The organism is Pantoea agglomerans NBRC 102470, from assembly GCF_001598475.1.
Taxonomy (GTDB): Bacteria; Pseudomonadota; Gammaproteobacteria; order Enterobacterales; family Enterobacteriaceae; genus Pantoea; species Pantoea agglomerans.
Genome location: NZ_BCZA01000009.1, coordinates 1 through 14,105 on the forward strand (window position 1 = coordinate 1; position 14,105 = coordinate 14,105).

Consider the following 14,105-nt stretch of genomic DNA (forward strand, 5'->3'; position numbering starts at 1 on the left):
CCCCTGCCCGGCCCCGGCCTGCTCTGAAACTTCAGTGTGAATTGTTAAAAAGGGCACGAGAGTGGAGGCCTGAGCGCCTCTGCTGCTGAAAGGGCTATCCGCAGCGCTGAGGCGTGACGGCGGGCCAGAAGTCCACGCCGGGAAGCGTGGACAGTTCGGGGCCGGCCAGGGAGGGCCGATCCCCGAACGGTTCGTCGGCACGACGTCAAAGCCGAAGGTACCGCGTGAGCGGCGCGAGGACGGCCCGGCAGCAGCAGAGGTGCGCTGGCCCGCACTGAGGCTCGCTCGCCCATAAAAAAAGCTGCCACGTCTGACCGTGACAGCCTTTACAAATCTAATCTTAACTGACCAGCATTACCGCTGTGCGGGCCTTTTTTGTTTTATCTTTACCGCAGCGCCGGAACACTACTCTTTCTTCTCGTCGTCCTCATCCCGATCCTCTTTCACCGGGGTGCTGGCGGTGAGCAGGAACGGCGACTGCTGCCAGCGGGTGCGGCGGTGGCGCAGCAGGGTGCGTGAGAGAATAATGCCAATTGCCAGCGCCAGCAGCATCATCAGACGCAGAATATTGGTGGTGTTATCGACCTGATGCGAGTCGGTGACCAGCACATGGGTATCCAGCGTCACGCGTAAAAAGCCCAGCGGACCCTCGTTTCCGGCCAGCGGCTGCACAATCTGATGGTTGAAATAGCTGCCCGCGCGCTGGCCGTCGAGCGCCAGCCGATCGCGGACATTGATGTTTTCACCGCTGTGCGCCACCAGGCTGCCGTCGCCGTCATAGACCGATGCATCCAGAATACGGCTGTTAGCCGTCATCTGATTAAGAATGGCTTCTATCTGAGTCCGGTTATTTTCACTGTTGTCCATCAACGGCTTAAGGCTGAACGCCACCTGGCTGGTCAGCGTATGCGCCAGCTCCTCGACCTGTTCAGAACGCGCCGCCTGATGGCCGAGACTGAACCAGGATGCGCCCTGCATCAGCACGACCAGCAGCGCCATCGAGATGAGAACGATCACGGTACGATGTAAGCGAAATTTCAGTGCGGTTTTAGCCATTAATCATCCGGGTCATATCACAACAGAAAGCCTGGAGATTATGTTGCCAGAAGCGGCGCAGACAAGGTAGCCTCTTGCGTGGTTTTGTTGTCCCTACAGGAGCTCTGATGCCAAATCGTTTAACCTGGTGCGATCTTCCCGCCGATGTCTCCCTCTGGCCGGGTTTGCCCCTTTCTCTTAGCGGTGATGAAGTGATGCCGCTGGATTATCGCGCTGGCCGTACCGGCTGGCTGCTGTATGGTCGCGGGCTGGATAAGCAGCGGCTGACCGATTACCAGCACCAGCTGGGTGCCGCCATGGTGATCGTCAGCGCCTGGAACGTCGATGAGTATCGGGTGATTCGCCTGGCGGGATCGCTGACGCCGTTTGCCAGCAAGCTGGCGCACGACGCTGGCCTGGATGTTGCGCCGCTGGGCAAAATCCCGCATCTCAAAACGCCAGGCCTGCTGGTGATGGATATGGACTCCACCGCGATTCAGATCGAGTGCATCGATGAGATTGCAAAACTGGCGGGCTGCGGCGAGCAGGTGGCGGAAGTCACGGAACGTGCGATGCGCGGCGAACTCGACTTCACCGCCAGCCTGCGTCAGCGCGTGGCCACACTGCAGGGGGCAGACGCCAATATTCTGAAACAGGTGCGTGATGCCCTGCCGCTGATGCCGGGCTTAACGACGCTGACGCAGAAGCTGCAGGCGCTGGGCTGGCAGGTTGCCATCGCGTCTGGCGGCTTTACCTACTACGCCGAATACCTGCGCGACAAGCTGCATCTGTCGGCGGTGGTGGCTAATGAACTCGAAATTCGCGACGGCAAACTGACCGGCAACGTGCTGGGACCGATTGTCGACGCACAATACAAAGCCGATACCCTGAAGAAGCTGGCGCAGCGTTTTGACATCGCGCCGGAACAGACGGTGGCGATCGGCGATGGTGCCAATGACCTGCTGATGATCAAAGCCTCAGCACTGGGCATTGCGTTCCATGCTAAACCTAAGGTGAATGAGCAGACTGCGGTCACCATTCGCCATGCCGATTTAATGGGGGTGTTCTGCATCCTCACCGGCAGCCTGATCCACGAAGAGCGTTAACTGAGGTATTGATTTGGCCAAAGCGGCAAAACGCGCATTTGTCTGTAACGAATGTGGCGCAGATTACCCACGCTGGCAGGGGCAGTGCAGCGCCTGTCACGCCTGGAACACCATCACCGAGGTGCGCATTGCCGCCTCGCCCGCGGCTGCGCGTAACGAGCGCCTGAGTGGCTATGCTGGCAGCGCCGGCACCAGCCGGGTGCAGAAGCTCTCTGAAATCAGCCTGGAGGCGTTACCGCGCTTCTCGACCAGCTTCAAAGAGTTTGACCGGGTGCTGGGCGGCGGGGTGGTGCCGGGCAGCGCCATTCTGATTGGCGGCAGCCCCGGCGCAGGCAAATCCACGCTGCTGCTGCAGGTGATGTGCCGGTTGTCAGAGGGGATGAAAACCCTGTATGTCACCGGTGAAGAGTCACTGCAGCAGGTGGCGATGCGCGCCCATCGTCTGGGATTACCCACCGAAAATGTGAATATGCTGTCGGAAACCAGCATTGAGCAGATCTGCCTGATCGCCGAACAGGAGCAGCCGCAACTGATGGTGATCGACTCGATCCAGGTGATGCACATGGCGGAGATCCAGTCCTCGCCCGGCAGCGTCGCCCAGGTGCGTGAAACCGCCGCTTACCTGACGCGCTTCGCCAAGACGCGCGGCGTGGCGATCATCATGGTTGGTCACGTTACCAAAGATGGCTCCCTGGCCGGACCGAAAGTGCTGGAACACTGTATCGACTGTTCAGTGCTGCTGGATGGCGATGCCGATTCCCGCTTCCGCACCCTGCGCAGTCATAAAAACCGCTTCGGCGCGGTCAATGAACTGGGTGTGTTTGCCATGACCGAGCAGGGCATGCGTGAAGTCAGCAACCCGTCAGCTATTTTCCTGTCGCGCGGCGAAGAGATCACCTCGGGCAGTTCGGTGATGGTGCTGTGGGAGGGAACGCGACCGCTGCTGGTGGAGATTCAGGCGCTGGTCGATCACTCGATGATGGGCAATCCACGCCGCGTGGCAGTGGGTCTGGAGCAGAACCGCCTGGCGATTCTGCTGGCGGTGCTGCACCGGCACGGCGGATTGCAGATGGCGGATCAGGATGTGTTCGTCAACGTGGTCGGCGGCGTCAAAGTCACTGAAACCAGTGCTGACCTGGCGCTGATGCTGTCGATGGTGTCGAGCCTGCGCGATCGTCCGTTGCCGCAGGATCTGGTGATCTTCGGCGAAGTGGGACTGGCGGGCGAAATCCGTCCGGTGCCCAGCGGTCAGGAGCGCATCGCTGAAGCGGCGAAGCATGGCTTCAAACGCGCCATTGTGCCGGCAGGGAATGCACCGAAAAAACCGATTGCCGGGATGCAGGTTTTCAGCGCGAAGAAGCTGGCCGATGCGCTGGCGATTATGGACGATCTGTAACGCGCCTGCGGCCGCCAGCGAAAAGCCGCTGGCAGGCCGCTCCCACCTTAACCGCATTGATGCAGGAGGCACGACATGTCGTCGTTTGATTATCTGAAAACGGCCATTCGCCAGCAGGGCCACACGCTGCAACAGGTCGCTGATGCCAGCGGCATGACCAAAGGCTATCTGAGCCAGTTGCTCAATGCCAAAATCAAAAGCCCCAGCGCGCAAAAGCTGGAGGCGCTGCACCGTTTTCTGGGTCTGGAGTTTCCGCGCCGCGATAAAACGGTCGGCGTGGTGTTTGGTAAATTCTATCCGCTGCACACCGGCCATATCTATCTGATTCAGCGCGCCTGTAGCCAGGTCGATGAGCTGCATATCATTATGGGCTACGACGAGCCACGTGACCGCGAACTGTTTGAGAACAGCGCGATGTCACAACAGCCCACGGTCAGCGATCGCCTGCGCTGGCTGTTGCAGACCTTTAAGTATCAGAAAAATATCCGCATTCACGCCTTTGATGAGGAGGGGATTGAGCCCTATCCGCACGGCTGGGATGTCTGGAGTAAGGGCGTCAGCGCGTTTCTCAGCGAGCATGGTATTGCGCCGGATTGCATCTACACCAGCGAAGCGCCCGATGCGGAGATGTATCAACAGCATCTTGGCATTCAGACCGTACTGGTCGATCCCAGCCGATCCTTTATGAGCATCAGCGGCGCGCAGATCCGTCAGGATCCGTTCCGCTTCTGGGATTATATCCCGACCGAAGTGAAACCTTTCTTTGTGCGCACCGTGGCGATCCTCGGCGGGGAGTCGAGCGGTAAATCGACGCTGGTGAATAAACTCGCCAACATCTTCAATACCACCAGTGCCTGGGAATATGGCCGCGACTATGTCTTCTCCCACCTGGGCGGTGATGAAATGGCGCTGCAATATTCAGATTACGACAAGATCGCGCTGGGCCAGGCGCAGTACATCGATTTCGCGGTTAAATACGCCAATAAAGTGGCGTTTATCGACACCGACTTTGTGACCACGCAGGCGTTTTGTCTGAAGTATGAAGGGCGTGAACATCCATTTGTGCAGGCACTGATCGATGAATATCGCTTTGATCTGGTGATCCTGCTGGAGAACAACGTGCCGTGGGTTGCCGATGGCTTGCGCAGCCTGGGCAGTTCCGTGGATCGACGGGAGTTTCAGTCGATGCTGGTGACGATGCTGCGGGAAAACAACATCGAATTCCTGCACGTGCAGGAAGATGATTATGACACCCGTTTCCTGCGCTGCATTGAACTGGTGAAAGCGATGCTGGGCGAGAAAAACGCCCAGCCGTAACGCATGCTGTAACCCGGTCTGCCGCAGGGCAGCCGGGTCAGCGCATTAATACACCATCACTACTTTGCCGCGCATGTGGCCTTCCAGTACGCGCTGATGGGCGGCGGTTAAGGTCTCAACGCTTAAGCCGTGCAGCGTCTCGCTCAGTGTGGTTTGCAGCTTACCTTCATCCAGCAACGCCGAGACGGCATCCAGAATCTCGCCCTGACGCGCCATATCCGGCGTGTTAAACATGCTGCGGGTGTACATCAGCTCGAAATGCAGGGCAGCACTCTTCAGCTTCAGCTGATCCATCGACAGCGGATGTTCGTTTTCCACGATGGTGCAGATATGGCCCTGCGGGGCGATAAGCTTTGCCATGGTTTCCCAGTGACCGTCGGTATCATTCAGGCAGAAGATATAATCGACCTGTTTAATGCCCTGTTTTTCCAGCTCTCCAATCATATCTTTGTAGTTGATCACCAGATCGGCGCCACGATCGCGGCACCACTGCGCGGAATCTTCACGCGAAGCGGTGGCAATGATCTTCACCTTGCTGCGCAGTTTCGCCAGCGGGATCGCCAGCGATCCGACGCCGCCTGCGCCGCCCACGATCAGCAGCGTCTGATCTTCCGTTGCTGACTCAAGGTTCAGTCGCTCAAACAGTCCTTCCCAGGCGGTCAGGGCCGTCAGCGGGATCGCGGCCGACTGCGCCCAGTCCAGGCTCTCTGGCTTGTGACCGGTGATGCGTGAGTCAACCAGCTGCTCGGTGCTGTTACTGCCAGGACGGGTCAGGTCACCCGCATAAAAAACTTTATCGCCTGGCTTAAAGTTGCTGACTTTGCTGCCCACTTCCAGCACCACACCGCTGGCATCCCAGCCGAGGATGCGTGGCTGCTCTAATCCGTTCTTCTTCGCCCCTTTGTGAACCTTGGTATCGACCGGGTTGACCGACGCGGCTTTGACTTCGACCCGCAGGTCATACTCCCCTGGCGCTGGGGTGTCAGGGAAAATTTCAGTGAAGTTTTCAGGACTTTCCGGATTAATTGCGATAGCGCGAATAGACATAAATTTTTCCTGTTTAGTCAGGCTGGAAGCCTGGATCTGGTGGTTGCCATTCTGGCCCTGAAGAGTGCTCACACTCCGCAGGGGCTGTGCCACGCTGTCTGTGGCAGACTGGCTGATGATTCGGAACAGGCTTTAAGTGTAGAACCTGATTTTAGCAGTGATAAGATGGACAATCTTTCATAGAGTGTTCGTCTGAGGTGAACAATGGCATTTCGTCAGTGGCAGGATATGGCACTGTTTGCGCTGGTGGCGGAGTGCGGCAGCTTTACCGGCGCGGCAGAACGTGCAGGGCTGCCAAAATCGAGCGTCAGTCAGCGCATCAGCCAGCTGGAGCAGCGGCTGGGAATTCGGTTGCTGAACCGCACCACCCGCCAGCTCAATCTGACCTTTGCCGGTGAGCGTTATCTGCTGCATTGTCAGGAGATGATGCAGGCCAGTGAACGCGCCGATCAGGCGATCGCCAGCCTGCGCGAAAACCCCAGCGGGCGTCTGCGCATCACCAGCCCGGCGGGGATTGGTGCCACGCTGCTGGCGCGCTGTAACGCGGCGTTTTTACGTCTCTATCCCGATGTGACGCTGGATGTCTCGATCTCCGATGAGATGCGTGATCTGGTGCAGGAGGGCTTTGATGTGGCGCTGCGCACCGGTCAGCCGCAGGAGTCTTCGCTGATTGGCCGCCGGATAGGCAACTGCCCGCGACTGCTGGTCGCTTCACAGCGCTATCTTGATCAGCATCCGCCGCTGGTTCATCCACAGCAGCTGTCGGCCCATCGCTGTATAGCACATCGCGCCTGGAATGAATGGGTGTTGCAGCGCGATGACGAGTTCTACCGCTGGCTGCTGCCGCCAGGCCATCTCACGGATAATTTACTCTATGCGCGCGAATCTGCGCTGGGCGATGCGGGCATTACGCTGCTGCCGCACTTTCTGACCGACGGGGCGATGGCGGATCCCCGGCTGGTGCCGGTATTGCCGGAATGGGAAATCGAAGGGAATGAGCTGTGGCTGGTCTATCCGGGCCGTAAACTGAATTCACCTGCGCTGGCGCGATTTATTGAGTTCGCGCTGCAGTCACCGGTGTTCAGGGAGTTTTATCGCTGACCGGTACAATGTGGCGCAGGAACAGTGCCGCCATTTTTTCCGGGCCACTCTGGTAACCTGCGATATTTGCCGCTAACCAGTCGCTGGGGCTCACGCCTTCCCAGCTCACCTGATAGCCTGCGTGAAGAATGATATGCTCGAACAGAATGCGTAATGCCCGACCGTTTCCTTCCCGAAAGGGATGCAGGATATTGAACTCGCAGTAATACCAGGCAACCTGATGACAAAAAGCTTCATGGTCAGTCTGCTCAAGCCATCTTTCACACGCCAGTTTTGCACATAATTTCTCCGCTTCACGCAGAATAAAAGCGGGCTGGCAAAAGCGGGTCTCTCCTTTGCTGATAGAGATATCGCGTATCTGCCCCGCCCAGCTATAAAGCTCGTTAAACAGGCAGTAATGAATGTGACACAGTGACTGAAGGGTAAAAGGAGGATGAGAGAGCTTAATGGTGTGAATGGTCAGTGCGGTAACATCACGCTCAGCCTGATCCAGCAGGGTTTGTTCGCGGATATTATAGCGATTGATCAGCACATCGGAATCGGGATAACAGTAGTGATCTCGCCAGACAAGATAACGATTCACGTTGGCTTCCTGCTACTGCTTATAGCGGCGTCGAACCTGTTCCAGGGTCGATAATTCAGCATCTGCTGAAATACGTATCCCCTCCAGCAGGGAACTTGCGGCAAAGTTTGCGACTTTAGTGGCTTCATAAATCGCTTCAGCTTTTTTAGCCACTGGCCGCTCAGCTTTTTTCTTCATTGCATTCAGCCCTTAAAACGTCACTGGTGAAGCAGGAGGAGGCCTGAGCCTCCCCCTGACATCGTTACTTCGTCATACGCTTGTACTTGATGCGCTTCGGCTCCAGCGCTTCGGCGCCGAGGGTACGCTTCTTGTACTCTTCATATTCGGTAAAGTTACCTTCGAAGAATTCGATATTGCCCTCATCCTGATAATCCAGGATGTGCGTGGCGATACGGTCCAGGAACCAGCGGTCATGCGAGATCACCATGGCACAACCCGGGAACTCCAGCAGGGCGTTTTCCAGCGCGCGCAGGGTTTCAATGTCCAGGTCGTTGGTTGGCTCATCGAGCAGCAGCATGTTGCCGCCAACCTGCAGCAGCTTCGCGAGGTGCAGACGACCACGCTCACCACCCGACAGTTCGCCTACGCGTTTGCCCTGATCGACGCCTTTAAAGTTAAAGCGGCCGACATAGGCGCGGCTTGGCATCTCGGTGTTACCGATGCGCATGATGTCCTGACCGCCGGAAACTTCTTCCCACACGGTTTTGGCGTTATCCATGCTGTCGCGGAACTGATCCACAGAGGCCAGCTTGACGGTTTCACCCAGTACAATCTCGCCAGAATCAGGTTGTTCCTGACCAGACATCATGCGGAACAGCGTTGATTTACCCGCGCCGTTCGGACCGATAATCCCGACAATCGCGCCTTTCGGTACCGAGAACGAGAGATCGTCAATCAGCACACGGTCGCCATAAGACTTACGCAGATTGCTGACTTCCAGCACTTTGTCACCCAGACGGGCACCTGGCGGAATGAACAGTTCGTTGGTTTCGTTACGTTTCTGGTAGTCGGTGTTGTTCAGCTCTTCAAAGCGTGCCAGACGGGCTTTGCCTTTAGACTGCTGGCCTTTTGGCCCTTTGCGTACCCACTCCAGCTCTTTCTCAATCGACTTGCGACGAGCGGCTTCAGAGGAGGCTTCCTGCGCCAGACGCGCATCTTTCTGCTCCAGCCAGGAGGAGTAGTTACCTTCCCACGGAATCCCTTCGCCGCGGTCAAGTTCCAGAATCCAGCCTGCAACGTTATCCAGGAAGTAACGGTCATGCGTAATCGCGACGACGGTGCCTTCGAAGTCGTGCAGGAAGCGCTCCAGCCAGGCGACAGATTCGGCGTCCAGGTGGTTCGTCGGTTCGTCCAGCAGCAGCATGTCTGGTTTTTCCAGCAGCAGGCGGCAGAGGGCGACGCGACGACGTTCACCACCGGAAAGGGTGGCGATTTTCGCGTCCCAGTCAGGCAGGCGCAGCGCATCGGCAGCACGTTCCAGCTGGGTATTCAGGTTGTGACCATCGTGAGCCTGGATGATCTCTTCCAGACGGCCCTGTTCAGCGGCCAGTTTGTCGAAGTCTGCACCTTCTTCAGCATAGAGCGCATAGACTTCGTCGAGACGCTTCAGTGCGCCAACGACTTCTGACAGCGCTTCTTCTACCGACTCACGCACGGTGTGTTCAAGGTTAAGCTGCGGTTCCTGCGGCAGGTAGCCAATCTTGAGGCCTGGCTGCGGACGCGCTTCCCCTTCGATATCTTTATCGATGCCGGCCATGATGCGCAGCAGGGTAGATTTACCCGCGCCGTTCAGGCCGAGTACGCCAATTTTTGCGCCAGGGAAGAAGCTGAGCGAGATGTTTTTCAGGATATGTCGCTTCGGCGGAACCACTTTGCCGACGCGATGCATGCTATAGACGAATTGAGCCACGTTGGTTTGAGCCTCTGGGTCTGTTGGTCGTTTGAATGATGTCGAAGTTTAGCCTTTTTCACCGTTTAATCCCAGCCGGGGGGCGGCGAATATTAGCGTGGCGGAGCCGATGCCGGGCGATCCAGGCATAACTGACTGATTTCCACGCTCAATCGCTGACAGGGTCAGGAGAGGATGTCAGAAAGAGGCGTCAGGGCAGGCGCAGCGGGATCGCCTGCTGGGCCAGCCAGTTTTGCAACGCCTGATCGGGCGCGCTGTCACTCACCAGCAGATCAAAGCGCTGCAGCTCGGCGATGCGGGCAGGCAGCACCTTGCCATATTTACTGCTGTCAGCCACCAGCACCGACTTTCGGGCGCGCAGCATGGCGTGATGTTTCATCATCAGCTCATTGGTGTTGTAGCAGGTCGCGCCCTGATCTTTGTCGATGCCCGCCGCAGAGATAAAGGCCAGCGTCGGGCAGAGATCGTCAAGGATGGTATGCACGCCAATCGGCGTAAACAGCGCGTTGTCGGCATGAAATTCACCGCCGCTGAGAATCACGTTACAGGCCGGTTTCTCTTTCAGGGTCAGAAAGGTATTCATGGCGCAGCAGATGGCGGTAAACGACAGAGTGTCGGGAATCGCATCCACGATGTAGGGCAGGGTGGTGCCGCAGTCAAAAAAGACCGTATCGTTCTCGTTGATCAGGCTGGCGGCCGCCTGTGCCAGTCGCTGCTTTCTGGCGGCATTCTGGCCATGCTGATCGCTGACAAAATAGTGGCTGGCATGACTTTTCGGATCGCTGACGATATAGCCGCCCAGCAGGACCACGCTGGAGCCCGGCTCGGTTAAATCGCGGCGAACCGTCATCTCTGAGACGCCGAGCAGCTGGGCCGCATCTTTCAGATGCAGTTTGTCGGTGCGTTTCAGCGCCTGCGTCAGCTTGTGAATGCGTTCGTCGCGCCGGGTTTCCATGGTCATCTCTCTGTTCCCTATCCTGCAGTGCGGAGGAAAGACGCCGGGATCGACGTCAATACGCTACAAACCTCACAGATTTGAATGAGTTGCGTCTCATCCGCCAGGCTGGCAGTCAATCTTACCCGCAATCTGTGAGGGCCGCAAACCTCCGCCGTGCTGTCAGCGCGTGGTGATATCGGCACATCACCGCGGGCGGTTGTGGCTTTCATACAGCGCGTTCAGTGATGTTAGCTTGTTATAATAATAACACTGAAAATCCCATTTTATGGCGTAATTTGCCTATTATCACCGCCTCAGGATGTGGTTTTTGTCACATATTTAACCTTTAAGAATTGTTATTGTTACTTTAATAACATTTTAAGTTTAAAAAACATCCGGGAGAAAAGGTCATGACAATTGCGGTCATCGGCTCAAACATGGTCGATCTGATTACCTATACCAACAGCCTGCCAAAAGCGGGCGAAACCCTTGAAGCGCCCGACTTTGCCATTGGCTGCGGCGGTAAAGGGGCCAACCAGGCGGTCGCGGCGGCAAAAATGGGCGGCAACGTGATGATGGTCAGCAAGGTCGGTGACGATCTCTTTGCTCCGAACACCGTTGCAAATCTTCAACAGCAGGGCGTGGACACGCGCTTCGTCACCACCGCACCGGGCACCTCCAGCGGCGTGGCACCGATTTTTGTCGATGACCAGTCGCAGAACCGCATTCTGATTATCAAAGGTGCTAACCAGCAGCTGAAACCGGCCGATATCGACGACGCGGCTGAAGCGCTGAAAGCCTGCCAGCTGATCATCCTGCAGCTGGAGATCCCGCTGGAGACGGTCTATTACGCCATCGATTTTGCCCGCCAGCATCAGATCACAGTGATTCTTAATCCGGCGCCGGCCGTCGCCACGCTTGATATTGATTACGCCTGCAAATGCGACTTCTTTATGCCCAATGAAACCGAGCTGGAGATCCTCACCGGTCTGCCGGTCAGCAGCGATGAAGAGGTGATCCTCGCCGGACAGTCGCTGCTGAAGCGCGGCCTTAAAAATCTGATCATCACCCTGGGCAGCCGGGGATCGGTCTGGATGAGCGGCGACGAGATCCATCGCGTGGATGCCACACCGGTTCAGGCGGTCGACACCAGCGGCGCGGGCGATGCCTTTATCGGCTGCTTTGCGTATCTGCTGGTGGAAACCGGCGATGTGGCCGCCGCCATGACCCAGGCGTCTGCCTATGCCGCCTGCAGCGTCACCGGGCGCGGCACCCAGCGCGCCTATCCCGACGCAGAGAGTTTCCAGCGCTTTTTCAACCGTAACTGAGGGTCTGCCATGCAACAGAAAATTGTTCAGCAATCTGATGGCTATCTGAATAAAACGCCGCTGTTCCAGTTCATTCTGCTGTCGTGCCTCTTTCCGCTCTGGGGCTGTGCGGCGAGTCTTAACGATATCCTGATCACCCAGTTTAAAAGCGTATTTGCCCTGAGCGACTTTGCCAGTGCACTGGTGCAGAGTGCCTTTTATGGCGGCTATTTTCTGATTGCGATCCCCGCGTCGCTGGTGATCCGCAAGACCAGTTATAAGATGGCGATTATGATCGGCCTGGCGCTCTACATTGCCGGCTGTATCGCCTTCTATCCCGCCTCGCACATGGCGACTTACACCATGTTCCTGGCGGCGATATTTGCCATCGCCATCGGCCTGAGTTTCCTGGAAACCGCCGCCAACACCTACAGCTCGATGATTGGCCATCGTGATCACGCCACGCTGCGCCTCAATGTCAGCCAGACTTTCTATCCGATCGGTGCGCTGATGGGGATTGTGCTGGGCAAATATCTGGTGTTCCAGGAGGGCGACAGCCTGGAGAGTCAGATGGCGACCATGACGGCAGAGCAGGCGCATGCGTTCCGCCTGACGATGCTGGAACACACGCTGGAGCCCTACAAATATCTGGTGATGGTGCTGGTAGTGGTGATGCTGCTGTTTATGTTCACCCGCTATCCGCGCTGTAAACCCGAAAGCAGCGAGAGGTCGCGCCCCTCGCTGGGCGAGACCTTCCGCTATCTGGCTGGCAACCGACACTTTAAACGCGGAATTGTGACTCAGTTCCTCTATGTCGGCATGCAGGTGGCCGTCTGGTCGTTTACCATTCGTCTGGCGCTAACGCTGGGGGCGACTAATGAACGTCACGCCTCAAACTTTATGATCTACAGCTTCATCTGCTTCTTTATCGGCAAGTTCGTGGCGAACTTCCTGATGACCCGTTTCCGCGCAGAGAAGGTGCTGATTGCCTATTCGGTGCTGGGCGTGCTGACGCTGGCTTATGTGATGCTGGTGCCGAACTTTACCGCCGTCTACGCCGCCGTTTTTGTCAGCGTGCTGTTTGGTCCCTGCTGGGCGACGATCTACGCGGGAACGCTGGCGACGGTCGATAACAAATACACCGAAGTCGCGGGCGCGTTTATCGTGATGGCGATTGTCGGTGCGGCCTTTGTCCCGGCGCTGCAGGGCCTGGTTTCGGACTCACTGGGTTCAATGCAGCTGGCATTTGGTGTCTCGCTGCTCTGTTTCGCCTGGGTCGGATTCTACTTCTATGGCGAACTGCGCCATAAAAAACAGCCGGTTGCGACCGGTCGTCTGGCGGAGGAGTTACCATGAAAACCCGTTTACCCTTAGCGCGTGAACAGTTTCACACCACACCCTGGGTGCTGCTGGAGAGCGATGATTTCCGGGTTGAGCTGTTTCGCTATCCGGCGGGCATTGAGGCGGTGCGCATTCATAACCGGCGCGGCAGCGTGACCGTGCTGCCGTTTCTCGGGCAGATGATCTGGGACGCAGAGTTCGACGATCACAACCTGACCATGGGCCACAGTTTTAAGCAGCCACTGCCCGCAAATTCGATCATCGACACCTATGGCTGTTTCGCGTTTCATTCGGGACTGCTGGCCAACGGCTGTCCCTCACCAGAGGACGATCATCCGCTGCACGGTGAGATGGCCTGCGCCCGCATGGACAGCGCCTGGCTGGTGCTGGAGGATCAGACGCTGTCGCTGGAAGGGGAGTGTGAATATGTCAAAGGCTTCGGCCATCACTACCTGGCCGCACCCGCCGTCCGCATTCCGGCCGATCAGCCCCGGCTGACGATTGAAATGACAGTCACTAATCTGGCTGGCGCGCCGATGCCGCTGCAGTATATGTGTCACCTTAACAGCGCGTGGATCGATCAGGGCCGCTTCCGGCAGTCGATCCCCGAACAGGCATTCCAGCTGCGTCGCTCGATCCCGGCGCATCTGCGACCGACGCCCGCCTGGGGGGATTACACCGATCGGCTGGCGCGCGATCCGCAGGCGTTACAGCAGCTCGATCAGCCGCAGCTTTGCGATCCGGAGATCGTCTTCTTCGCGGACGATCTGCCGCAGTATGGCGATGAGGTGCAGTTTGAGCTGCATTCGCCGCAGGGCTATGCGCTGATGACGCGCTTCTCTACCGCACAGTTCCCGCACGCCACTCGCTGGCTGCTGCACAACCACGATCAGCAGGTGGCGGCCTATATTCTGCCCGCCACCTGCCGGCCAGAGGGCTTTCTTGCCGCGCAGCAGGCTGGCACGCTGATCATCCTGGCGCACGGTGAACAGCGCCACTTTTCTGTCGAGACCGGCTTACTCTGAG

The 14,105-nt window shown here is 57.5% G+C and carries 13 protein-coding genes; 7 read left to right on the forward strand and 6 right to left on the reverse strand.

Annotated elements, in window-relative coordinates:
* Positions 1-405: 405 nt before the first annotated feature.
* Complete coding sequence (locus PAG01S_RS17195) at positions 406-1,056, reverse strand: YtjB family periplasmic protein (protein ID WP_010253606.1); 651 nt, start codon at positions 1,054-1,056, stop codon at positions 406-408.
* A 107-nt stretch (positions 1,057-1,163) separates the two neighbouring features.
* On the opposite strand from PAG01S_RS17195, the gene serB reads away from it, so the two are divergent.
* The 3 genes from serB (at position 1,164) to nadR (ending at position 4,854) form a co-directional block, all read left to right on the forward strand.
* Positions 1,164-2,141 (forward strand): phosphoserine phosphatase, encoded by a 978-nt coding sequence (gene serB / locus PAG01S_RS17200; RefSeq protein ID WP_061901779.1) that lies wholly within the window; start codon positions 1,164-1,166, stop codon positions 2,139-2,141.
* Positions 2,142-2,154: 13 nt separating this feature from the next.
* A complete protein-coding gene (gene radA, locus PAG01S_RS17205; RefSeq protein ID WP_062759464.1) occupies positions 2,155-3,537 on the forward strand; it encodes a DNA repair protein RadA in 1,383 nt (460 codons plus the stop codon).
* Between the two features lie 75 nt (positions 3,538-3,612).
* Complete coding sequence (gene nadR / locus PAG01S_RS17210) at positions 3,613-4,854, forward strand: multifunctional transcriptional regulator/nicotinamide-nucleotide adenylyltransferase/ribosylnicotinamide kinase NadR (protein ID WP_010253612.1); 1,242 nt, start codon at positions 3,613-3,615, stop codon at positions 4,852-4,854.
* Between the two features lie 45 nt (positions 4,855-4,899).
* On the opposite strand, the gene PAG01S_RS17215 is transcribed toward nadR, so the two are convergent.
* Positions 4,900-5,901 (reverse strand): zinc-binding alcohol dehydrogenase family protein, encoded by a 1,002-nt coding sequence (locus PAG01S_RS17215; protein WP_033756486.1) that lies wholly within the window; start codon positions 5,899-5,901, stop codon positions 4,900-4,902.
* Positions 5,902-6,105: 204 nt separating this feature from the next.
* Between PAG01S_RS17215 and PAG01S_RS17220 the strand changes: the two genes are divergently transcribed.
* The gene (locus PAG01S_RS17220; RefSeq protein ID WP_010253616.1) at positions 6,106-7,002 is read left to right on the forward strand and encodes a LysR family transcriptional regulator; all 897 of its coding nucleotides are present in this window, start codon (positions 6,106-6,108) and stop codon (positions 7,000-7,002) included.
* On the opposite strand, the gene PAG01S_RS17225 is transcribed toward PAG01S_RS17220, so the two are convergent.
* The 4 genes from PAG01S_RS17225 to deoR all read right to left on the reverse strand — a co-directional run bounded on the left by PAG01S_RS17225 (position 6,983) and on the right by deoR (position 10,449).
* Complete coding sequence (locus tag PAG01S_RS17225; RefSeq protein WP_062759465.1) at positions 6,983-7,585, reverse strand: putative adenosine monophosphate-protein transferase Fic; 603 nt, start codon at positions 7,583-7,585, stop codon at positions 6,983-6,985. The two genes, PAG01S_RS17220 and PAG01S_RS17225, sit on opposite strands and share 20 nt — an antisense overlap.
* Before the next feature lie 12 nt (positions 7,586-7,597).
* Positions 7,598-7,762 carry a YhfG family protein gene (locus PAG01S_RS22295; RefSeq protein ID WP_109652447.1) on the reverse strand — a complete coding sequence of 55 codons (165 nt, stop codon included), beginning with the start codon at positions 7,760-7,762 and terminating at the stop codon, positions 7,598-7,600.
* A 64-nt stretch (positions 7,763-7,826) separates the two neighbouring features.
* Positions 7,827-9,494, reverse strand: a complete 1,668-nt coding sequence (gene ettA, locus PAG01S_RS17230) for an energy-dependent translational throttle protein EttA (RefSeq protein ID WP_010253620.1) — start codon at positions 9,492-9,494, stop codon at positions 7,827-7,829.
* Between the two features lie 190 nt (positions 9,495-9,684).
* The gene (gene deoR, locus PAG01S_RS17235) at positions 9,685-10,449 is read right to left on the reverse strand and encodes a DNA-binding transcriptional repressor DeoR (RefSeq protein WP_010253621.1); all 765 of its coding nucleotides are present in this window, start codon (positions 10,447-10,449) and stop codon (positions 9,685-9,687) included.
* A 392-nt stretch (positions 10,450-10,841) separates the two neighbouring features.
* Here deoR and rbsK point away from each other — a divergent pair, with 392 nt between their 5' ends.
* Genes rbsK through PAG01S_RS17250 form a run of 3 tightly spaced genes read left to right on the forward strand, consistent with a single transcriptional unit; the run spans position 10,842 to position 14,104 of the window.
* Positions 10,842-11,759: a ribokinase gene (gene rbsK / locus PAG01S_RS17240; RefSeq protein ID WP_062759466.1), complete on the forward strand. Its 918-nt coding sequence runs from the start codon at positions 10,842-10,844 to the stop codon at positions 11,757-11,759.
* Positions 11,760-11,768: 9 nt separating this feature from the next.
* Complete coding sequence (gene fucP, locus PAG01S_RS17245; protein ID WP_061703614.1) at positions 11,769-13,094, forward strand: L-fucose:H+ symporter permease; 1,326 nt, start codon at positions 11,769-11,771, stop codon at positions 13,092-13,094.
* Entirely contained in the window at positions 13,091-14,104 is a 1,014-nt protein-coding gene (locus tag PAG01S_RS17250; RefSeq protein ID WP_062759467.1) for an aldose 1-epimerase family protein, read from the forward strand. Before fucP ends, PAG01S_RS17250 begins: the two co-directional genes overlap by 4 nt.
* The last annotated feature ends 1 nt before the right edge of the window (position 14,105 follow it).

Coding starts and splice junctions, on each gene's coding strand:
- PAG01S_RS17195 (WP_010253606.1), bottom strand. CDS start 1,056: ATGGCTAAAACCGCACTGAAATTTCGCTTACATCGTACCGTGATCGTT.
- serB (WP_061901779.1), top strand. CDS start 1,164: ATGCCAAATCGTTTAACCTGGTGCGATCTTCCCGCCGATGTCTCCCTC.
- nadR (WP_010253612.1), top strand. CDS start 3,613: ATGTCGTCGTTTGATTATCTGAAAACGGCCATTCGCCAGCAGGGCCAC.
- PAG01S_RS17215 (WP_033756486.1), bottom strand. CDS start 5,901: ATGTCTATTCGCGCTATCGCAATTAATCCGGAAAGTCCTGAAAACTTC.
- PAG01S_RS17220 (WP_010253616.1), top strand. CDS start 6,106: ATGGCATTTCGTCAGTGGCAGGATATGGCACTGTTTGCGCTGGTGGCG.
- PAG01S_RS22295 (WP_109652447.1), bottom strand. CDS start 7,762: ATGAAGAAAAAAGCTGAGCGGCCAGTGGCTAAAAAAGCTGAAGCGATT.
- deoR (WP_010253621.1), bottom strand. CDS start 10,449: ATGGAAACCCGGCGCGACGAACGCATTCACAAGCTGACGCAGGCGCTG.
- rbsK (WP_062759466.1), top strand. CDS start 10,842: ATGACAATTGCGGTCATCGGCTCAAACATGGTCGATCTGATTACCTAT.
- fucP (WP_061703614.1), top strand. CDS start 11,769: ATGCAACAGAAAATTGTTCAGCAATCTGATGGCTATCTGAATAAAACG.
- PAG01S_RS17250 (WP_062759467.1), top strand. CDS start 13,091: ATGAAAACCCGTTTACCCTTAGCGCGTGAACAGTTTCACACCACACCC.